Raw genomic sequence first — 22,008 nt, forward strand, 5'->3', positions numbered from 1 at the left:
CCATCTGACAATTTACACCGTTCGACTGAGGACAGTGCTCAGCACTCTGCTTTTCCTATTTCTTCAACTTGGCTAAAGCATCTGCCAGGGCAGTATTAATGGGTCCGGTATCCTTTTGGTTCTGCAGATACTTATGCACATCTCTCTTATTAAGATTTCCCTTCTCAGCTTCTTTTCGTTTCCTGAAGGCTGACATTTTTTCACGATATCCGCAGACACAGGCGAACAGCTTATTTTCCCCATCCCCCTTAATCTCCAGCTTTTTATGGCATTCCGGACACCTTGCATTAGAAATTTGAGACAGCCCTTTCCGATAACCACATTCCCGATCCTGACAAACTAACATTTCGCCCTTTTTTCCCTTAACCTGCAAAAGATAGTTTCCGCATTCAGGGCACTTATTTCTGGTCAGGTTATCATGCTTAAAAGTCTGCTCACTGCCAAGCACAGTGGATACAAGCTGGGTCGCATATCCTCTGATTCCCCTTAAAAAGGATTGGCTGTCAGCCCGGCCTTTGCTTATCTCCGTCAGCTGTTGTTCCCATTTAGCGGTCAGGACCGGCGACTTCAGTTCAGGAGGAACTAAACCCACCAGTTGAATCCCCTTGGAGGTGGGAATGATCTCTTTGCCCTGGCGGTTCATATAAAAGGAATTAAACAGTTTTTCAATGATTTCCGCCCGGGTCGCAGGAGTTCCTAAGCCATGGCTTTGCTCCATCGCTTCCCGTAATTTCTCATCCCCGATTAATTTTCCCGGATGTTCCATAGCGGAGAGCAAGGTTGCTTCAGTATGTCTGGCAGGAGGTTTAGTTTTGCCTGGTACTAACTTAACCCTTAAGTCATTGAGCAGCTCTCCTTTGCGGATTTCCGGAAGAGTTTGCTCTGAATCCCCGTCGCCATTCTCTGCTTGATCATCTAAGTGGCCCTGCCCTTCGTAAACCTTCCGCCAGCCTTTAAGCTTTACGATTTTACCCTTAGCCGTAACAATTTCCCCTTTAAGACTCACCTTAATTGAGGTTTGTTCATATTCAAAGGCTGGTGAGAGAACGGCAAGAAAACGCCTGACAATTAAATCGTATACTTTCAATTCCTCAGAGCTGAGCCTGGACAGTGAAGGGGGCTGTTCCGTCGGGATAATAGCATGGTGATCCGAAACTTTGGAGCTATCCGCAAACCGTTTCGTGATGTTTAATTTATTGCGCAAAATGCCGCGGGCCAGATCTACATAAGGTCCAAGGGCAATGCTCTTCAGGCGTTCCGGTAAGGTAGGTACGATGTCCTCACTGATATAACGGGAATCCGTGCGGGGATAGGTTACTAATTTGTGATTTTCATAGAGCTGCTGCATCACTGAGGATGTAGTTTTGGCAGAGAATCCGTATTTGCGATTGGCATCCCGCTGCAGTTCAGTCAGGTCATAAGCCAGTGGAGGAAGTTCCTTTTTAGCTTCTTTTTTCACCTCGATCACTTCCCCGGTTTGTCCTGTCAATTTAGCTGCCAGGGCCTCCGCTTTCTGCTTATCGAAGATACGGGTTTGACCACTATGATCTTGCCAGCGCAGGGTAACCCCTTTGGCCAGTACATTGATCGACCAATAATCCTTCGGGACAAATTGTTTGATTTCGTTCTCCCGTTCCACGACCATTGCCAAGGTAGGAGTTTGCACTCTCCCCGCGGATAATTGAGCATTATACTTACAGGTCAAAGCTCTGGTTACATTTAACCCCACCAGCCAATCCGCTTCCGCGCGGCATTCCGCAGCAGCATATAATGTTTCATAGTCTTTACCCGGCTTTAAATGATTGAAACCTTCTTTAATAGCCCGTTCAGTCAGGGAGGAAATCCACAGACGCTTGACCGGCTTCCTCCAGCCGGCTTTTTTAATAATCCAACGGGCCACTAACTCCCCTTCCCGACCGGCATCTGTCGCAATAATTAAGTCCGCCATTTCCGGATTCTTCATCAGATTTTTAACCACACCAAATTGCTTAGCGGTTTCTTTCATGACCACTAATTCCATTTTAGGCGGCAGCATGGGCAAATCTTCGATCTTCCAAGTCTTATATTTCTCGTCATATAATTCCGGGTCAGCTAAGGTTACTAAGTGCCCTAAAGCCCAAACCACCACGTATTTAGGGCCTATGAAGCACCCATTTCCCTTCTGATTGCAATGCAGAATTCTCGCAATTTCCCGACCCACAGATGGCTTTTCGGTTAACACTAACGTCTTTCCCATATCATTCTCCTATCTATAAATAGTATTCGTAATAGCTTAGTAACCCTCTTTGGGGACCCTCTTGTGATAATTCACAATGACCAGCCCCAGTGCAACCAGGGCTAAAGACATAAACATATTGACGGTTAAATGTTCTCCCGGAATTAATAAAGCCGATAAAATCGCTCCCGATACCGGAGTCATAAACTTATAGACACTAATTTCTCCAGCCTTATTGTATTTCAAAATAGCATACCACAGAGAAAATGCGGCAGCGGATAAAAAAGCGGAATAAATAAGAAGCAGAGCCGCTTTATTGGAAAATACTAAAACATGAGGTTTCAAACCCGGTAATCCCGCCGCCACCAGGAGCAGGGAGCCTAACAGCATCTGCCAAGCTGTCAGTACAAAGGGGTGAACCGCTTTGGAAATCCGTTTGGCTAAAATCGTCCCGAAAGCACTGACAAGACCGGACAAGATCATAAACCCTTCGCCTTGCCAGGAGAAATCGAGGGTAAAATCTTCACCTGAATTTAATAAGATAATCCCCGCCAAACCTGCGATCAAGCCCACTAACTTGCGAAAGTCCAATCGATCGTCTCTATAAACGAAGTGCGCTAAAATCACCACAAAAAACGTGCTTGCCGAAGATAAAATTGCGGCTTTCATCCCAGAGGTATGTGCTAAGCCATTATAGAAAAAGAAATATTGCAAACTAATTTGCAGTAAGCCCAGCAAAAAGAGCTGAGGCAGAATAGCCCTCTCTACTTTCGGGGATTGCCGGAGTCCCGCTGTCGTCAGCAGGAAAATAAGTATTGAGGCTAAAAAAAAACGCATTCCAGCGAATACTATGATCGCAGACCGGTCATCCGATGCTATTCCGATTTCTGAATAACTCAGTTTTAAGACCGGAAAGGCGCTTCCCCAAAGAACAGCACAGAACAAAGCAATAATGATAACCCAGTATTTGTTGGTTAAGTAGTGTTTCGAGTTCATTTTTCGTTCCTTCCCAGTTTGTTTTCTTACATTCCCCATACCGTAAATAATAGTCCTAATAGAGATAATGGTCAAACATTGATCCTCAAGGACATTTAAACATCAGAAAGGGAGAACCTGAATAAAGGTTCTCCCTTCAGACCAATTGCCGATGTCAGGACTGGATAACGTCCACCCATTGTCCATTGGTCACTTCCTCTAATTCTTCCACGTTTAACTCTATGGCCGTATTGACTGCACCGGCCGCCGGAAAGACACGGGCATATGCTTTTAACGAATAATCCAGATAGATAGGTATCGATTGCTTTAATCCAAAGGGACATACCCCGCCTACCGGATGCCCGGTTGCCTCGGATACCTCTTCAGCTTCCGGCATCTTAGCCTTAGTATTAAAGATTTCCTTGAATTTCCTATTATCAAGCCGCTTATCGCCAGCCATCAGGATCATGATAAAGCTGTCTTTAACCTTAAAGAGTAATGATTTGGCAATCTCCCCGGGGGTCACTCCCAAAGAATCTGCCGCCTTAGCAACCGTGCTGGTATCCTCAAAAGTTAAAATCTTAACATCTTTACCCTGTTGTTTAAAAAATTCTTCGACATGTTTTACGGACATTATCAGGCCTCCCGCTAATCAATGGTTAGTATCGGCAAAACAAAGATCTTCATTTAAACACACAATTGCCTTGGCATACATATCCCGGTCAATAACAAATTGCATGTTCACCTGCCGCAGGGATTGAGAGATGCATTTAATATTGATATCGTTTTTGGCCAAAGCATTAGCCGCTCTAGCCAGAATGCTGGGCATAGCAATATTGGATCCTATCACACAAACGATCGCCGCCTCCTGAACCGTAACCGTACGATACTCCGCTTCAAGATCTGACACCAAAAGATCACTGAGATCGCTTTGCCAGATCACGAGGGATATACTATTAGCATTTGTGGTTTTCATGATATAGCTAATGTTATACTTTTTGAACTTTTTCATAATATCTAAGTCAAACCCTGTTTCCCCTACCATAGAGGTATCGTGGATTTCTAAGATCACGATTTTATCGGAACCCGCGATAATCTCAATCTTTGCTTGAGGACCGATATAATCATTGGAAATAACCGTTCCAGGGTGATTAGGTTCAAAGGTATTTTTGATGCGCAGGTTTATTCCGGCTAACTCTAATGGTTTAGAAGCATTTGGATGAATGGCTTCCATTCCGATGTCAGCAAGTTGATCCGCCACATCATAATTTGTCCTACCTACGGGGATTGCTTTATCCACCCCCACGATCTTAGGATCGGCCGAAGATAAATGATATTCTTTATGAATAATTGCTTCATCTGCCTGAAGCTGAGTTGCGATTTTGGAAAAGGTAATTTCTGAATATCCTCTTTCATATTGGCGCATGATTCCTTCGATTCCTTTTGTATAACCAGTAGCTACGATGATTGCTTCATGCGGATTTACGTTTTTAAACGACTTCTCAATCCGCTCGCTGATTGATAGTTGTTTGGAATCACGGAAACCTGTAAGATCGACCAGTTCCGAATTGATCCCATTATTACGGAGAATATTCACCGTGTTAAATGCAGAATGAGCTTCCCCTATGGATGCTAATAACTCTCTCGCAGCGGAAAAGATACTCTCTCTTCCCACATACCCTGAAGCAATAATATCTTCCATACTTTTAAGATAAGCTTTTGTCTGCTCTATCCGTTCTACTAAAAAATCTTTGCAGACCTTTGAATCCAAGCCTAAATCAATCATGGTTTCGTTTATCTCTAGTGTCTTAATTAACAATTCGTCCATAGCGGATTCGTAATCTTCACCTTTAATAAATTGCTGATAAATACCCGGCGCTTTCGTCTTTTTATCTTCGAGCAGCATATTGGTAACCCCAGCATAAGCTGAGACAACAAATACTCTTCCATAACGGAACCCTTCTGAAGCAGGATAGCCAATAATATCCTTGAGTACATTTTGAAATTGGAGCATAGATGTTCCGCCGATTTTTTCCACAGTTAGCATAGTATAATTCGAACCTCTCTTCTGTTTTCTTATTCTGTCTTCACATAATTCGTCAAAATTCAGTGTATCCCTTTAAACGCTCAGATTTCGGACACTTCTCCATGAATTCTATCACCAATCGAGCTTCGAAGGTGAAAATTGTCTATCCACCCATTTTAAAATTTTTCTAAACCAAAAGCAAGTGATCAAGATCAGACATAAGCATGCTTATTTTGAATTATTTATACTAATTTGGTCATTACTATATAAGTCTCAATGTGCATTCTGCCGTTTAAAGTATGGAACAGAGAGGTATTATATGGGTACACTGCTCTTAAAGAACTGTTTAACAATCGACCCTGAAACTGGGGAGAAACTGCTTAACGATATTCTTATAGATAATAATCGCTTCAGCCGCATCTCCCCTGCTATCGAAAATCCTCCTGCAGATTGTCAGGTATGCGAAATCGGCGAGCGATATGTACTGCCGGGAATCATCGATTGCCATACTCATTTAGGAATTATTGAGGAGGCTACCGGCAAGATCGGGGTTGATAATAATGAAACATCTGACTCCGTCACCCCCCATTTAAGAGGTTTAGATGCCATAAACCCACAAGATATTGCGTTTGTTGATGCTATCAGAGCCGGCGTCACTACTGTGATGACCGGCCCCGGCAGTAATAATGCAGTGGGTGGATTAAACCTGGTTATTAAAACTCATGGAACGATTATTGATCAAATGATCGTTAGAAGTCCGGCCGGTCTGAAAATCTCACTCGGTGAAAACCCGATGAGTACCTATGGGGCCCACGGTAAATGCCCCGTAACAAGAATGGGCATTACCGGCCTCATCAGAGATTTATTGATGAGAACCCAGGATTATCTGGAATTAAAGCAATCAGGTAAACTGCAAAACAGAGATATCCGCTTAGAATCGGTCATTCCTGTGTTAACCGGAGATATTTCCTTACGCGCACACGCTCACAGAGCAGATGATATTATTACGGCCGTCAGAATCGCCGAAGAGTTCAAGATCAAAAAGCTTGTTATTGAACACGGTACGGAAGCCCACTTAGTTGCCGGCTACCTGGCTGAGAGGAATATCCCCGTCGCATTTGGACCTATGCTGACTCCGCGAATCAAAATGGAACTAAAAGGCAGAAATTACAACTCAGTCTTGAAATTGACCGAAGCAGGCGTAAAAGTTTCTTTGATCTCGGATCACCCGTATAATTCTATTGATCAACTCAGAACTGTGGCCGGTCTGGCCATCTCGGAAGGTCTTCCTCAGCTGGAAGCGCTGAAATGCCTTACAATACATCCATCCGAGGTATTAGAGTGCCATAACCGGCTCGGGAAACTTAAAGAAGGGTTTGATGCTGATTTAATCGTTTTTACGGGCAACCCCTTTAACACTATGTCCAAAGTAATGATGACCATTATTAACGGAGAAATCGTCTATCAAAGGGACTAAGGCTAAAGCTGAATCTAACTCAAACTCAAACTATTTAGGGGTTATAACAAACGTCATTCCTGCGTTTGTTATAACCCCTTTTTTTGCTACTCTAAAAAATACCTCCCAAAACCGCCCTGAAGAATCCCTAGACCCGCAAGCAGGGCAGATTCGTCCACAGAAGCGAACCCATTGCATGGAGAGGCGATAAAAGCCCACAAGACGGTGCGGGGAGAGGTCGCCACGGGTTCACATCAGGTACTACCGGTCGGTTTGGCACGAAAATGTCCGGTGGACAGTTTCGCCGAAGCGGCTATCTCCAAAGAAGACTTATCCGCTGAAGGTAGTCCCGCACCGGCGAGTGGGCGAGCCTCGGAGTGCTGAGGTACACGAAGACACTGTCTTCGCACGGATTACCCTTCTCGCAGACACTGTCTTCGCACGAATTAACTAATCTTGCACGGATGTGGACGAATCTGCCCGACCTAAACGACCTATTTTCATACTCTGCTAATGCCTATTCCTAATTACATCACATCGTACTGATCTCACCAAAATAGCGGCTGGAATTAGCCAACATAAACAACGGATTCCGCAAGTAATCAATAGGGTATAAGTCGTCTCTTGCAGAAATCAAGGCCATGATTTTCCCAACCTTAGTGATTGGATCAATGTCTACAATGACAAAAGCATCTTTTTTCACGGATAAAGGATAAATAATATTATTCTTATTAAACACATCAAGATAAGCATTCAAGGTAAGAACTCTAAAGTCCCGGTTACGCCACCGGATATCGTATAGTTTAAAGGCTTGATGAGCAACCAATGTCAAAAAAGTGTCCTCGGTCAAATATAGTTCGATTCCCATCATGTAGCCTTCACTATCCAGATCATTCCAATATTCACAATGGAATACTTTATCAACGGCCTCTCGATAAGTCTTCGTCGCCAAACGCATTTGACTCAAACTTTGCCCCATGCTAAGCCATTTGATTCTTGGAATGCTCAAACTGTTTACATCATAGTAAAGACCAATATCACTTTTGTCGAGAGTATACTCATTCGTTGTTTCATTAGGCATTAGGTAGATATAGCCCATTTGCACGCTATTATCGCAGGTAATAAGCAAGGAACATCCCCCCTAAGCTTGATAATTATAGTCTTTTTTATATTATATTGATTCTGCGTAGCTGTACATTTTTCCTCCATCTAAAATAAGACATTATTTTACATTTATCTACAACAAAATTCTCATTATTGCGGGAATAATGAGGCTCTATTAGACGAGCGGCCGTGAACTATGATATTCTTAATAGATATTAATTTATTTTCTATACGATTATTTTTGTGCCACAAAGGAGACACTTGCATGCCACTCTTTACTATTTCCGAGCAAAAAATTCTGGATCTGGCAGACAATGACCGTGTCTATAAAAAGGGCCTGGCCTATTACCTGGCCGGCAGAGTGATTAATTTCAGCTTCTCGCCTGATAAAGGACTTGTTAACGCTTCTGTCATAGGCGGCTTACGTTACCTTGTCCAAATTGCTTTTAGACAAGATAGCTCTCTTCGCTCTTATCGCTGCACATGTCCTGCCTTTACCGAATATCCGGGCGCATGCAAACATGTCATTGCCGTCCTAAAAACGGCTCAGGAAAAATTACCAACAGCCTGGCCGCTTCCTTCAGTTCAGAACCAGGTTGTTGACGAATTTTTGGCCGCCTTTGTAAGCCATCCTCAGGAGACTCTTCCGGAAAAGCTGACTTTGAACGCTGAACTCACTACATCGACCAGCCACCGCCTCTCTGCCCGCTTACAACTCAAGCTGGGTGTTCAGAAGCTCTATGTGGTTAAAGATATCGGTCAATTACTCAAGTCAGTCAAAACAGGCCAATCCCTGGAATTCGGTAAACAATTTACCTTTGAACCAACGAGACAGGCTTTCAAAGAAGAAGACCGGGCTATTATCACCATGCTCTTGGAAATGTTCGAACAGCATGCAGCTTTATCGGAAATGCAGGGACCCTATTATTCTACGGCAGTGTTAAATCAGAAGTCCTTGCCTTTGACGGGCTATTACCTGACAAGGTTCTTAGACGCTCTGGGGAACAAAACCTTTCTTTGGGGAATAGGATCTCTTCCCCCGGAGCCCACGCAGATTATCCGTCAGGGTTTGCCCATGGAATTCTCCCTGCAATCTCAAGGGCAGGATATGGCCTTAGCACTGGAAACTGACGAGCTGCCCCTTCTACTTACCCCGGATGGCAGCTATTATGTCTATCAACATAAAATTTATCAGGCCTCCGCCGCACAGAAAGACCTGCTCCCTCTAATCATTGAGGCACTTCGTCAAGGGCCGGGCCCCAATATTGTTATTCCCTCGGCCCGGAAAGAGTCGTTTGCTTCAGAAGCATTGCCTCTGATTGGAAAGCTGGGTCAGGTTTCCGTTGACCCGTTCCTGGAAGCCAAATTCAGCCATGAACCTTTACAGGCCAAACTATATTTTGATCGCACCCCTGAGATGGGCATCACGGCACGCTTAGAGTTCCACTATGGTGATATGGTCATTAACCCCTTTGCTTCAAACCGGGAGACTGAGGATTCAGGTGACAGAGATGCTATCCTCATCCGCTCGGCAGAACAAGAACGAACCATTCTGCGCATTTTTGAACAGGCTGATTTTATGGTCTCTAAAGGGAAAATCTATCTTGAAGATGATGAGAAGATTTTTGAATTTACGGACAACTGGCTTCCCCAGCTCCGGGACCTTGCCGAACTCTATTATTCCGATCAATTCAAACTCAAGATCCGAACAGCAACGACATTTTCAGGTCATGTCCGCTTAGACGAAAGTCTGGACATCTTGGAGATATCCTTTCAATATAACGACATTCCGCCGGACGAATTAGCCAATATTTTTGAATCTCTTCATCTCAAAAAAAAATACCATCGCCTCAAGGATGGTTCATTTCTCGCTTTGAACCAGCCCCAGTTGACAATGGTTGCGGAACTCCTTGATAACTTAGCCCTTGATGCAGATGATCTTAACAATAACGTGCTCAATTTACCCAAGTACCGGGCAATGTATATCGACAGTTTTTTGCATCAGGCTGACCTGCCCGGCATTCAGCGCAATGGAGCCTTCAATCAGTTAGTTCAATGTATTCTCGAACCTCAGGACGGGGAGTTCGAGATCCCCGAGCAGCTTGAGAATGTCTTGAGAGATTACCAAAAGGTCGGTTTTAAATGGCTCAAAAGCCTGGCTTCCTTTGGGCTGGGCGGTATACTGGCGGATGATATGGGGCTGGGAAAGACGCTGCAAGTTCTTTCATTTATTTTATCCGAAAAACCAAATGCCAAATGCCCTGCACTGGTTATCGCCCCCACCTCTTTAATCTATAACTGGCAGGAAGAAGCCAAGCGATTTACACCCGCCTTGCGGGTTCTCGTTGTAGAAGGCACGCCCCAGGAAAGACAAGCACTCTTAACTGACTTAAATGCCCAGTGGGACCTGGTGGTGACTTCCTATCCCATACTAAGGCGGGACATTGACGAGTTTAATAAACTTGAGTTTTCCTACTGTTTCTTAGACGAAGCTCAACATACTAAGAATCCCCACACCCTCAACGCAAAATCAGCACAACAGATTCAAGCCAAAGGATATTTTGCTCTGACAGGAACACCTATCGAAAACTCGCTTTCCGAACTCTGGTCCCTCTTCAATTTTGTCATGCCGGGATATCTGCTCTCTTATCAGACATTTCGCAAGAACTATGAAATTCCGATTATCAAAGGGGAAAACCCGAAAGCTATTTCAGAATTAAGCAGACATGTTAATCCCTTTATTTTACGGCGTCTTAAAAAAGACGTGCTGAAAGAACTCCCGGACAAGATCGAAACCCAGCTTAATGCTCCTTTGACGGAAGAACAAAAAAAACTATATATAGCCTATTTACAAGAAGCCAAAGGAAAAATTGCTCAGGAAATAGCCCTGGTGGGTTTTAACAAAAGTCACTTGAAAATTCTTGCAGCTCTGACCAGACTCAGGCAAATCTGCTGCCATCCCGCCATGTTCATAGAAAATTACACCGGAGAGAGCGGTAAAATGCTGCTCTTGCAGGAAATCCTCTTAGATGCCTTGGAAAGCGGCCATCGAATCCTGATTTTTTCTCAGTTTACAACCATGCTGGAGATCATCCGGAATTTTTTACTCTCCGAAAAAATTGAGCATTTCTATCTTTCGGGTTCAACTAAAGCCGCAGAACGCTTGAACATGGCCAATTCCTTTAACTTAGGCCAAGGCAAAGTCTTCCTTATTTCATTAAAGGCCGGCGGCACCGGATTAAATCTGACCGGTGCCGATATGGTCATTCATTATGATCCCTGGTGGAACCCGGCTGTCGAAGACCAAGCCACGGACCGGGCTCACCGCATCGGGCAAAATAATTCTGTCCAAGTAATCAAGCTTATTACTCAAGGAACGATCGAAGAAAAAATCAACGCCTTACAAGCTAAGAAAAAGACGCTGGTTGATTCGGTCATTCAGCCAGGAGAAACTCTGTTATCCAAACTAACTGAACAAGAACTCAGAGAGCTCTTTGATCTGACCTGACATACTCCCGCCGTTTAAGCAGTACGGGCATTGGCTAAGTTGAAAAAATCGTATAGAAAACCGTTCCCTGAATATCTGTTTTAAACTTAAAGACAGCTCCATGTCTCTGGGCTATTCCTGCTGAGATAGCCAGGCCAAGTCCTGTTCCGCTATCCTTTGTTGTGAAAAATGGCGTACCTACCTTTTCTTGTATTTCTTTAGGAATTCCTTTTCCCTGGTCCTTAATCGCCAACACAACTTTATCATTCTCCTGAAAGGTACTAATTGTAACACTGCCTTGCTCCGGGGTGGCATCCAAACCATTACGTACAAGATTTAAAATAAGCTGCTTTATTTCGTTTTCGTTAATCATAATTTCAGGCAATTTATTCAGATCAGCAACAACTTCTTTATTATGGTTATAGGCATCAGCTTGAAGCATCGGTAATACTTTATTAATCACTTCGTTTAAGTTCTGAGCTACAATATTATCCGAGTTTGCTTTAGCTAAGGATAAAAAATCCGTAATAATGGTATTGGCACGATCAATCTCGGAAATCATTAAATCCATATATTCCTTATCTTGGGCATATTTTGGTTTTGTTATGAAAATCTGTAAGAATCCTTTAACCGAAGTCAGAGGATTCCTTATCTCATGGCTAATTCCGGCAGCTAGCTGACCAATAAGGTTAAGTCGTTCTAAACGGTCCAACTCTTGTTGTTGGCGTTTAGACTCAGAAATATCTCTAAAAAACACAGTCAGACCTTCCATATAGGGGTATGCATGAAATTCATGGTCCCGATCAGGATCTGCCAGCCCTCCCGCTTCCCAATGAACCGATTCATTCTGGGACATAGCTTGGTGCATTTTTTCGAACGATAATGGATTTAAATCCTTTGGAAACACTTCCCAGATCGATTTTCCTAAAATTTCGGTATCTTTATCTTTGATAACTTTTTTAATCTTATAATTTACAAATGTAAACTGCCAATTTCGATCTAATGCATAAAAGCCATCAGAAATTCCTTCCATTATCTTAATAATCTGGATCTTTGATGATTTTAATTCTGCGTTTGCCTGTTTCAAGCAATCAGTGTAATAAGTAATCTGGGATAATACAGATTCTAATTCGGGAAGCTTAATTAGGGCTTGCTAACCGAATCCTTTTTATTCGTTCGATTACGCAAATACACCAATATCTGTAATTTGAAAATACCTCTTCAAAATTTGGACAAAAAGAACCCTGAGCTTATGCTCCAAGTTCATGACAAAGAATTGCATGCTAATCATGCACTCTGCTGTTTCTTTCAATTTAGCATAAACACGATCAAGGCCATATTTCCTTTTACCCTCGCCAAACTTGCCTTCTACAGCATTACGCATCTTGGCATCCATCCGTTCAATGGCCTTCTCTACTTTTTTCAGGGCATCTCCTGAGGGCCTGCCTAGTTTGGGACCGCTGAGCCGGATGTTGTGGTTTTTGCAATACGCCAGATTTTTGCGGTTACGGTATATCTTGTCGGCCAGCACCGCCTCAGGATAGCATCCATTACGGGCTCTGTAACGCTCTACGCTATCTATCAATGTTTCTGCTTCATTAAACGCGTCCCAAGACAATTTTTCGATGCGGCAGAATCCCTTCTCGATGCTTATGGCTACCTTAGCCCCGAATTCTACTTTGGCACTGGCTTTGCCGCGTACAATCGGTCGGACATGATCCTGATAGAGGTTGACGATTCGATCCGGTATCTGATGTTGTTTTGTCTTATACATTGTTTCCTGCTGCTCAATTACGGTTCGAATGGTTTCCAATAACTTGACTTGTCGGTTGCTTAAGGCTTCAAAGCCTGAGGGAATTTCTTTCAGCATTTGGTCAACGTGGCGAAGGTTTCTTTTACAATATTGCAATTGCTGCTTGATGCCTTTTCTAAGTTGCTTCTTTCTCGGACTCCGCTGTTTAGACACACTCAGATAAGCTTTTCTCGCTTTTTCACGGTAAGTTCTCGGCCGTTTGGTTGCTTTACCCTTCGCTTTATGAAGCGTATCAATGATCTCATCCAGTTTCTCGCGGGATTCGTTAAGCAGTCCGAGGTCTGTCGGATATTTTATATCGGCCGGTGTGCAGGTGGCATCAAGGATCAACGTACCTTGATTCGGTTTGGATTCTTCTGAATCAGAGTCAGCAGGGGTTTTCTTCTCTTCCTTATCCGCATCCGGAAGATTAGGTCCTTGTTGATCATCATCGTTCTTCTCGGCTTCCTTTTCTAGATGTTTTTGCCGCCCGCTCAGCTAAAGCAATGCGCTCGTTGATTTTAGCCATGCGGTCTTTCTTAAAGCGCTTGCGAAATTTCACCAGGGCGACTGGAGTCAAAGGACGAGTCAATTGAAACTCCTTGAGGCCTATGAACCATTGGAGATAAGGATTCTCCGTAATCTGCTGAACCGTTTCACGGTCAGTATAACCGCAGCGAGCTTGGATGATTAACGTACCGAGTGCCATGCGGACCGGTTTGGCCACATTGCCACGGTCACTCGGAAACATATGGGCGTATTCTTTTTCATACTCATCCCAAGGAATTATATTAGCTAATTGAACCCAACGATTTTCGGGATCCAGTTTCCCCGAAAAAGGCAGGATGAAATCATCTATGGTTAGCTGGGGACTCGGTTTACGGTACATTTTCAACCTCCAAGTGCACGGTTTTTTTAATCTAAATTCATATTTCCTTGCACTAAAGATTCGACGTAAATGCCCAAAAACCCTTGTTAAATCAGGTTTTTCCCTGGCGTTTAGCACTCGTTAGCAAGCCCTAATTACTATTTGTTCTTTCTTAATATCATTATCCATGATCATCATACTAAACATTTCCAGATAGGATCGGATCTGCTTCATTTGTTTCCTAACGAAGACCAAAAATAGTGCGGGCAAACCTAATATTAGGATCATGATCCCGCCCACTTCACGTGCCGAGTTGACAATAATATCAGCATTTTTAGCACAGGCCCAAGCATACCCTACAATTTTCTGATGATTATAAACAGGAAGACTTACTGTAATAAAGCTGTAATTACTCCATGTAATATTCTGGAATTCTCTTTTCAGCCCTAAGTTAGCGCGAATTTGATCTGCAATATCATTTATTGACAGATTTTCTATTGTCACTATTGAATCTGATCCAAGATCGTAATAGCCATTATAGAAGCCGTCATATTTATTACTCTCCACTGAGCTTAGGAGTTCCCTTATGTTCGTCTTTTTTTGATCGACATTTAACTTACCTTGATCTATTGATTCAATTTGGTCAACCTGGGATTGAATTTCTGATTGTATATCTGAAGCAATTAGTAACAACTGTCCATAGGTTTTTACGCTTTCTTTATTCCAATAATTTTGCCCATAGAGAAGCCAAAAGGCAATAAGAAAAAGAGAAACGCTTATGGTCATTTTATATAGTGTCATTTGAATAATAGACTGTTTGCTTTTAAAATCTTTTAGATTAAACATTATATCCTCCAACTGCTACAATCAAAAATCCATGAAATTTAAAAGCTGGGTTGTTGTTCCCAGCTTTTAATGTTTTTTTGAAACTTCAGGTTATTTTCTTAATGCTTTCGGAGTATTTGGTTGGTATCCGATCCATCCGCATGCAAAAACAGAGGTCGCGCTAGCCAGAACCATTAACAGTGAAGCAATTGCCAAATAGATACTCTTTTTCATATGCTCTTCTTCACCTCTTTTCTATTAAAAATTGGTAGCAAGGTTATACTTTGATAAAGTAAACCTAGAACCGCACTGACAATTATTAACGGATCATTCGTTAACCTAATCAGCAAAAGCGAGATTATTATAAAACCCAGAGATGAAATTTTAAGCACAATTTGAAGTTTTTTAGAGTTAATTGGCTTGGCGGGGCTATCAACGGGTGCCAAGATAAGGACTAATAAAAAAGCTATACCAGTGACGGTTAAAAGACTAGTTTGATTTAATAATTCATATATAAATAGTAATTTCGCGGATATCCCGATAGTACAATAGGCAATCGTCCCGAAAAGCAAGCATTTTAAAGGGGTATTAAAGTGGGCACCTCCAGATAACCTCCGCAATGTACCCCCAAATAGTACCGCGATAACCGTTGGCTTTAAAACATTTAAAAAATAGGCTAAACAAACTACCATGATTGTACCAATAATCGACAACAACGTTGTATATATAGCATAAGATATAATTTCTTTTTCATCCCCAATGAAATCCAGTTCCTCAGTTAACCCTTTAGCAAGCTTTTCACTAATAACAGCGAACTTCATCCCGGATCCCCTCTTTTTATGCATTTCCTTACTATAAAAGCTAATATAAATAAGCCAACAATTTGAGGTAACAATATCAGAATTCTCGTGATTGAATCTGTTAAAAAGGTTTCCATGGAGACTCCAAAAAAAGACATTAGAAATGAGATGCATACAGTCTCTAATATTATTAAGGCTAAGAAACTGATTAGGCTAGCAATTAGGGATAAACTGAAATCTCCACCAGATTTAGTTAATAATGAAAATAACAAGAGAATTATTAGAATAGTATGTACTCCAAAAGGTATAGGAAATAGTCTCACCACATAGGCACTAAACGCTAAACCAATACCAATTAGGATAATTCTACTCCATTTGATAGGTAACTTGGCAATTACAAAAGCTAACGTAGTAACGGCTATTTGTTCAGGTATTCCTTGCAACAGAAAAATAACAAATGGAATATTGATAGATGATTCACCCTTTCAAATAGTAAAATTTTTTGCCTTCTTTTAGTTTATTTGACTTGTATTATCGCACATCTTTGGTGTCGAATTCGCGTAAATCCTGTCTTGTTGTAAAGATCTCGATCGATCATTAGAAAATTTTCAATCTTACAAATCACTCTAACTGCCGAAATTAGGAGTAGATAAAAAAGAGAAGCCGACGGTCAAGGCCAAGGGCTTCTCTTCTTGTTTGCAGTTTATATCCAAGCTGTATTCCCGCTTCTAGTTTAACCTTTGTTTCCATGTTCTGCTTACCAAAATCTAGGATCTCTCATTCATCCTGACATATTTTCTTCTCGGTGCTACGTTTTTGTAAGCCGGTCTAATGATTTTTCCGGTATTGGCAATTTCCTCAATACGATGAGCACTCCACCCTACGATTCTGGATATTGCAAAAATCGGTGTAAACATTTCCATAGGAATATTAAGCATTTTGTAGACAAAACCCGAGTAGAAATCCACATTAGCACTTACAGTCTTATACATTGTATTCCCTCTCGAAATAACTTCAGGTGCAATCTTCTCAACTTTAGTGTATAGTTTAAATTCATCTTCCAGTCCCTTTTCCTGAGCCAGCAGGGAAACGTAATGCTTGAGAATAACCGCTCTGGGATCAGATATAGAATAAACTGCATGTCCGATTCCATAGATTAAGCCCGAGCGGTCAAATGCGTCTTTGGCGAGGATTTGGGTGAGATATTGCTCTATCGCTTCCTCATCTTCCCAATCTTTTATTTTACTCTTGATATCCTCAAACATTTGAACAACCTTTATATTCGCTCCGCCATGCCTCGGACCTTTAAGAGATCCGATTGCCGCGGCTATGGCAGAATAAGTATCTGTTCCGGTTGAGGTCACCACATGGGTGACAAAGGATGAATTATTTCCTCCGCCATGCTCAGCGTGAAGTACAAGGGCAAGATCCAAGAGTCTTGCTTCAAGTTTTGTGTAATTGCTGTCCGGTCTCAACATAGCGAGAATATTCTCAGCAATACTTAGATCCGCCCGAGGGCTGTGAATATAAAGACTCTGATTTCCATGATAATGACTGAAGGCTTGATAGCCATAGACAGCCAGGGACGGGAAGCAGGCGATCAGTCTGAGGCATTGTTTTAAAACATTTTGCATTGAAGTATCATCTGGATTGTCGTCAAAAGAGTACAGCGCCAAAACGCTTCTGGCCAGCGTATTCATGATATCTTTGCTCGGAGCCTTTAAAATCACGTCCCGGGCAAAATCTTCCGGTAACCTTTGATAAAGTGAGAGGAGAGCCTCAAATTCCTTTTGAGCCTTCTGATCCGGAAGATTTCCAAAGAGCAGCAGATATGCCGTCTCTTCAAATCCAAATCGTTCATCCTGGACAAAACCTTTTACGATATCCCGAATATCAATCCCCCGATAAATCAACCGTCCCGGGACCGATACCTTCTCACCTTCATCCATAATGTAAGAATGGACCTCGCCTATTTCTGTCAGCCCAACAAGTACCCCTTTTCCGTCTAAATCACGCAAGCCGCGTTTGACTTCATATTTCCGGTATAATTCAGGCTTAATAAAACCACTTTCTTCAGCCATCCTGCTCAACATACTTAACATCGTCTCTTCAGATTTATCAAGATTAAAATAATTCATATACTCTTCCTTTCTAAAGCTAGTTTCTGACTTAGCCGTGCCTAATTACAATGTGTCATTGTTTTTCCCACAATACCTATGCTTTAATCCTAATGAATCTTTTAGCTTATAAAATAATATACATATCAAAACTATATTATTGTATTAGGGGGCAAACATGTCTTGGAACATTAAAAAATGGAATTGGTCAGGAACCCTGGTCACAATGTCAACCGCGATCTTTGCGTTGGTATCCCTTATTTCTGTATACATCTCGATCACTACCTGGCAAATACAGCGCGAAGCAGCACGCCCATACTTTACGTTTTTGGAATCTCCATCTATCCGGCTTACCGGGAGTTTAAGTTATGAATTCGAATTCAAATTCAAAAACGTAGGAACCCATCCGGCTACAAATCTGTTCAGCAGAACCTTGGTTTTTGAGCAGCAATTACTGCAAACGCCAATTCTGATCGATGACTACACTGTAGTTAATGATATTCCCAGGGATACTACAACCAGTTTGCTCCTTAATCTTAATGACCCGGACTTAGTAGAAAAAACTAATATCAATCCGCATTTTGTTATCATTTGCTTAAGATATGCTGATCCAATCGTCCATAAATCCTATACCCAAACAATTTATCTTAAATGGGCCGGAGTCATAGCAGGAAGCAAACAACCCTTAATCCACGTCGAAATGAGTGAGAAAGAAGCCATTTTAAACTACTTAGAAACTCATCATTTACTTGAATAACATTGAAAATCACCTTCCGGCCAAATAATAAAAAACCCGTCCAAAGGTCCGGGTTCCAGCCATAGAGGTAAGCCTGGGAACTGCAAAGCAAAGCAGGCTGCGCATGCATGCTCTTTTCGTTCCTCTCTTGCAACGCTTACGAAGTTAGCTGACGGATTCGGGTTGAAGAGTAACCCTACCCTCACTAAATTATCGACAATTATGTGAAGGATTCACCCCGGAAAATGGTTTCCCCGCTTCTAGATTAGAATTAAGCGATAGAGAACATTATTTAGTTTATGGAACTACTAACAATAACTAGAATTGTATCATAGTTTAATTCGAATGGTCAATTTAGTTTTGGTATTTGTATTATATTTTCTCTATGATTGGTTGTGTCCGGCAGCCATTTTACCCTATTCCAAAAGAAGCTCGTAAAAGATCCGTATGTAAGGCTCCGGCATGAAACGTTCGCCCACTGTTCAAGTTGCATAACCATACCTCGGCAGGGCTAAAAATCAGGGGGTCTATATCATAAAAATTCCCATAGTCCTTGTAGATATCCTTAAAAAGCCGCCCATATTCCTTAGAAGAGCAGGACGGAACCTGCTTTACAAGCGCATCTAAGATTTGATCATCATCTCTGAGATTATAAAGTACTGTTGATCCATAAAGAATCCCATCGTTCGAGCGTCCTAAGGCGCTGAGCTGGTCACAGGCTGCAGGAGGGAGCGGACAAATTCCCCAGCCGGAAACGACTCTTTCCAGATCATACCCCAGTTCTTTAAGTTTAGATAACCCTGTTTCCAAAGCCCGTGCGGCTATCTGAATGGAACCCACCTGAGAAGCAGTAGGCGCTGCCAAAATATAAAGATTCTCAGGATTACATCCAAATTCCCCCAATAGATGCCGAACTACCTCTTCTGACGGTAGTTCCGCGCTTTCTAAACATAGAATAGCCGTCTCAGAATAATCCTCATAGCTTGAGTTTTCATACAGGCCACCTTTATGAATAATGGCACGTCCCGGACCGGATCCCATAGCAAGCAACCCGCCATTTTTGATAGGCCAGCCTGCATATTGTGACGCCATACAAGCCCGTATTGGATGATCCGTAACAACTTCTACCGCCGGCCAGCGTAACCCATCAAAATTTGACCATTGAAGGTTTACTTGAGCCAGTCCGCCCAGGCATACTGCTGCAAATAAAACTCCGGCCTCCCAGCTCCCTTGAACCCGGACACCGCAGTCAATAACTGTTGCCTCATTGTATTTGAGAACGTTGACTCTCAGAAGCTCGCTCCTTAAGATCAATTCCTTAACTAAGGGAAAGGCCTGACGGTTTGGGCTCAGTATGGATTGTTCGGTAAACGGAAAAACCATGTTGCTTCTTCCTTTTCCATGTACTTTTAACTATATGCTTCAGCATACCCCTTTTTCGTCAATATCATTAAGTTCTAAGGGCCCGCCAAATAATAGTTACCGGAAGAAGCTTCTATAATAAAGTAGGTCAGCTCGCACATTAAATCTATATATGTTTCTCTATCGACATATTTCCCATTACAATCAATCAATAGCCGCACGAGAGGGCGTGTCGGAAAACTGGTCGGTACAGCTGCAACCATGCCAATTTCCCCAGTATTAAGGGTTACTAAGGTATCTTTAGGATAAAGATTTAAGGATTTTCGGAATGCCCGGACAACAACCGGATTAAATTCCTTTTCCATGGTTAAAATCATTTCGAGAGCATGATAAGGTGGAAGTGCTTTACGGTATGGCCTGTCTGCGGTTAGAGCATCATAAACATCAGCCACAGCAATGATTTGGGCTTCCAGGCAAATTCCGGATCCGCTAAGTCCATCGGGATAGCCACTCCCGCTCCAACGTTCGTGATGTTGACGTACTGTAGTTAAGATACGGGGCAAAACCTTCGTATTTCGAAGCATTGCTTCACCTTCAAGGGGATGCTGCCGGATAATGCTTACTTCATGTTTGCTCAATGGCCCCGGCTTATTCAAAATCTCATAAGGTACTTTAATCTTGCCAATGTCATGAAGGATAGCACCCAGCGTGAGATACTTTAAACGCTGCCCCTTATAACCTAATTCCCTTGCCGATAATGTCGAGAGAATAGCAACATTAACAGAGTGAACAAACGTACAATAATCATGTTCTTTAAAACTCGCTAAATTGACTCGCAGAGAATTGGTATCTATGTAAATACATTTATCGTTAATCTCCTTAATAATCCACTCGATAATTACCATAGTCTGAGAAATCTGCTCGGGAGTGATCAACTCAGCATCATGATAAATACTCCAGATTGAACCTATAATATCCCAATACAGGTCTTTGGAAAAGGGCTTAATATTAGCAAACGGCTTTTTCTCAGATTTTAATGTGTATACCTCGCTTCTTGTCAGACGTTCTCTGATCCATTCTGTCACGAGTTGCCCCCTTGTCAATAACAGAAGCCCCCTGGCATCGAACAAGTCCATTGGGGCTTGATTTCCTGCCATCAAAAAACCTTGCGGCAACTTTTCTAGAACCAAATTCATCAAATACCTCCAGATTACACGCTCATACTAATTTTTCTTCATTTGCTCAGCCCAGCCGGAATTAATTTAAACTCCTTCCGGCGTCCCTCTGTTCCAATCTCGCCCCTGCTAACGTTTGCTCAACTGTTTTGAGCAAAACGTCTACGTCCAAAGGCTTACTTAAAAAACTCTGAACACCCAAACAGCGGGCAACGTCCTCCAGATCAGATTCTGCACTTATCATGATTACCGGGATATTTTTAGCGTAATAGTCCTCACTAAGCCGGGATAATACTTGCAGCCCTGTCATTGCCGGCATCCTATTATCTAATAGAATGAGAGATGGGCGGTTTAAGGATATTGCAAGGTCCAAACATTCAGACCCGTTTGCCGCCATTTTAACGTTATAGCCTGATTCCTCCAAAACTTTATGAATAAGAAGTCTAACCCCATATTGGTCGTCAACAACTAGTATATATCCCGACAATTTTCTTCCTCCCAACTGAACATTCTATTAATACCTCCGACTAATTTTTTATAGATATTGGTAAAATGCCTAAATGTATTCTATAACTATATGTTGTGTTTTTCAACATAATTAGTTACACACAGTCGGTAAGATGTTTAATGTGACTAACATAAAATTGAGGGTGAGGTGATAGCGTGTCTAAAACTATACAGGAGGTCGCTGGGAAAAACATACGGTTATTCCGCCAGGCTAAAGGCCTTACACAAGAGAAACTTGCTGAACTAGTTAATGTGAGCAGTTCCTATATAGGTTATCTGGAACGAGGCCTTAGGTCTCCTTCCCTGGACCTATTGGCAAGAATAGGCACCGCCCTGGAAGTGGAACCTACAGCTTTGCTTTTTTCTACCTCCGATGATTTTGACCCAACCCTAAAAAAGCTTAATGCTCTTTTGGCCGGGAAAAATTCAAAATCAATTAATTTTGTCTATGAAGTGGCCAGGGCCTATTTTGTATCTACCAGTGAATCTGTTTAACTGCTTATCTCCATCCCCTTCAGCTTAGTTCCGGCAAGTATTCGAATAGTGACTGTGAGGCGCATAAA

Annotated in this window: 18 protein-coding genes, 1 pseudogene and 1 riboswitch; of the genes and pseudogenes, 5 read left to right on the forward strand and 14 right to left on the reverse strand. The window is 42.3% G+C overall.

Annotated elements, in window-relative coordinates; translation table 11 throughout:
- Positions 1 to 55: 55 nt before the first annotated feature.
- The 4 genes from DESYODRAFT_RS18605 to DESYODRAFT_RS18620 form a co-directional block, all read right to left on the reverse strand.
- Positions 56 to 2,236: a DNA topoisomerase III gene (locus DESYODRAFT_RS18605; RefSeq protein WP_007785444.1), complete on the reverse strand. Its 2,181-nt coding sequence runs from the start codon at positions 2,234 to 2,236 to the stop codon at positions 56 to 58.
- Positions 2,237 to 2,272: 36 nt separating this feature from the next.
- The gene (locus DESYODRAFT_RS18610) at positions 2,273 to 3,211 is read right to left on the reverse strand and encodes a DMT family transporter (RefSeq protein ID WP_007785445.1); all 939 of its coding nucleotides are present in this window, start codon (positions 3,209 to 3,211) and stop codon (positions 2,273 to 2,275) included.
- 154 nt (positions 3,212 to 3,365) lie between these two features.
- On the reverse strand, positions 3,366 to 3,824 hold the full coding sequence (locus tag DESYODRAFT_RS18615) for a YbaK/EbsC family protein (protein WP_007785446.1): 459 nt from the start codon (positions 3,822 to 3,824) through the stop codon (positions 3,366 to 3,368).
- Positions 3,825 to 3,842: 18 nt separating this feature from the next.
- Positions 3,843 to 5,237, reverse strand: coding sequence for an aspartate kinase (locus DESYODRAFT_RS18620; protein ID WP_007785447.1), 1,395 nt, complete (start codon positions 5,235 to 5,237; stop codon positions 3,843 to 3,845).
- Positions 5,238 to 5,535: 298 nt separating this feature from the next.
- Between DESYODRAFT_RS18620 and DESYODRAFT_RS18625 the strand changes: the two genes are divergently transcribed.
- On the forward strand, positions 5,536 to 6,693 hold the full coding sequence (locus DESYODRAFT_RS18625; protein WP_007785448.1) for an amidohydrolase: 1,158 nt from the start codon (positions 5,536 to 5,538) through the stop codon (positions 6,691 to 6,693).
- Between the two features lie 171 nt (positions 6,694 to 6,864).
- Positions 6,865 to 7,056: a hypothetical protein gene (locus tag DESYODRAFT_RS27530; protein WP_083842191.1), complete on the forward strand. Its 192-nt coding sequence runs from the start codon at positions 6,865 to 6,867 to the stop codon at positions 7,054 to 7,056.
- Positions 7,057 to 7,204: 148 nt separating this feature from the next.
- Here DESYODRAFT_RS27530 and DESYODRAFT_RS18630 read toward each other — a convergent pair whose 3' ends face one another.
- A complete protein-coding gene (locus DESYODRAFT_RS18630) occupies positions 7,205 to 7,801 on the reverse strand; it encodes a hypothetical protein (RefSeq protein WP_007785450.1) in 597 nt (198 codons plus the stop codon).
- Positions 7,802 to 8,041: 240 nt separating this feature from the next.
- Between DESYODRAFT_RS18630 and DESYODRAFT_RS18635 the strand changes: the two genes are divergently transcribed.
- Complete coding sequence (locus DESYODRAFT_RS18635) at positions 8,042 to 11,284, forward strand: DEAD/DEAH box helicase (protein ID WP_007785451.1); 3,243 nt, start codon at positions 8,042 to 8,044, stop codon at positions 11,282 to 11,284.
- 34 nt (positions 11,285 to 11,318) lie between these two features.
- On the opposite strand, the gene DESYODRAFT_RS18640 is transcribed toward DESYODRAFT_RS18635, so the two are convergent.
- From DESYODRAFT_RS18640 to DESYODRAFT_RS18665, 6 genes and pseudogenes are all read right to left on the reverse strand, one after another.
- Entirely contained in the window at positions 11,319 to 12,296 is a 978-nt protein-coding gene (locus tag DESYODRAFT_RS18640) for a two-component system sensor histidine kinase NtrB (RefSeq protein ID WP_242833485.1), read from the reverse strand.
- 147 nt (positions 12,297 to 12,443) lie between these two features.
- Positions 12,444 to 13,944 (reverse strand): annotated as a pseudogene (locus tag DESYODRAFT_RS18645) (IS5 family transposase).
- A gap of 120 nt (positions 13,945 to 14,064) precedes the next feature.
- Positions 14,065 to 14,769, reverse strand: a complete 705-nt coding sequence (locus DESYODRAFT_RS18650) for a hypothetical protein (protein ID WP_052315273.1) — start codon at positions 14,767 to 14,769, stop codon at positions 14,065 to 14,067.
- Positions 14,770 to 14,859: 90 nt separating this feature from the next.
- A complete protein-coding gene (locus DESYODRAFT_RS29615) occupies positions 14,860 to 14,982 on the reverse strand; it encodes a cyclic lactone autoinducer peptide (protein WP_007785454.1) in 123 nt (40 codons plus the stop codon).
- The gene (locus tag DESYODRAFT_RS18655; RefSeq protein WP_007785456.1) at positions 14,979 to 15,569 is read right to left on the reverse strand and encodes an accessory gene regulator ArgB-like protein; all 591 of its coding nucleotides are present in this window, start codon (positions 15,567 to 15,569) and stop codon (positions 14,979 to 14,981) included. The genes DESYODRAFT_RS29615 and DESYODRAFT_RS18655 overlap by 4 nt, the downstream gene beginning before the upstream one ends.
- 746 nt (positions 15,570 to 16,315) lie before the next feature.
- The gene (locus DESYODRAFT_RS18665; protein WP_007785457.1) at positions 16,316 to 17,686 is read right to left on the reverse strand and encodes a citrate/2-methylcitrate synthase; all 1,371 of its coding nucleotides are present in this window, start codon (positions 17,684 to 17,686) and stop codon (positions 16,316 to 16,318) included.
- Between the two features lie 157 nt (positions 17,687 to 17,843).
- On the opposite strand from DESYODRAFT_RS18665, the gene DESYODRAFT_RS18670 reads away from it, so the two are divergent.
- Complete coding sequence (locus tag DESYODRAFT_RS18670) at positions 17,844 to 18,422, forward strand: hypothetical protein (RefSeq protein ID WP_007785458.1); 579 nt, start codon at positions 17,844 to 17,846, stop codon at positions 18,420 to 18,422.
- A 117-nt stretch (positions 18,423 to 18,539) separates the two neighbouring features.
- A riboswitch (cyclic di-AMP (ydaO/yuaA leader) is annotated at positions 18,540 to 18,689 on the reverse strand.
- Between the two features lie 123 nt (positions 18,690 to 18,812).
- Here the strand turns inward: DESYODRAFT_RS18670 and mch are convergent.
- From mch to DESYODRAFT_RS18685, 3 genes are all read right to left on the reverse strand, one after another.
- Complete coding sequence (gene mch, locus DESYODRAFT_RS18675) at positions 18,813 to 19,784, reverse strand: methenyltetrahydromethanopterin cyclohydrolase (protein ID WP_007785460.1); 972 nt, start codon at positions 19,782 to 19,784, stop codon at positions 18,813 to 18,815.
- Positions 19,785 to 19,858: 74 nt separating this feature from the next.
- Positions 19,859 to 20,959: an HD-GYP domain-containing protein gene (locus tag DESYODRAFT_RS18680; RefSeq protein ID WP_007785461.1), complete on the reverse strand. Its 1,101-nt coding sequence runs from the start codon at positions 20,957 to 20,959 to the stop codon at positions 19,859 to 19,861.
- Positions 20,960 to 21,020: 61 nt separating this feature from the next.
- Positions 21,021 to 21,425, reverse strand: a complete 405-nt coding sequence (locus tag DESYODRAFT_RS18685) for a response regulator (protein ID WP_007785465.1) — start codon at positions 21,423 to 21,425, stop codon at positions 21,021 to 21,023.
- A gap of 176 nt (positions 21,426 to 21,601) precedes the next feature.
- Here DESYODRAFT_RS18685 and DESYODRAFT_RS18690 point away from each other — a divergent pair, with 176 nt between their 5' ends.
- Positions 21,602 to 21,940, forward strand: coding sequence for a helix-turn-helix domain-containing protein (locus DESYODRAFT_RS18690; RefSeq protein WP_007785467.1), 339 nt, complete (start codon positions 21,602 to 21,604; stop codon positions 21,938 to 21,940).
- Positions 21,941 to 22,008 lie beyond the last annotated feature (68 nt).

Source organism: Desulfosporosinus youngiae DSM 17734, from assembly GCF_000244895.1.
Taxonomy (GTDB): Bacteria; Bacillota; Desulfitobacteriia; order Desulfitobacteriales; family Desulfitobacteriaceae; genus Desulfosporosinus; species Desulfosporosinus youngiae.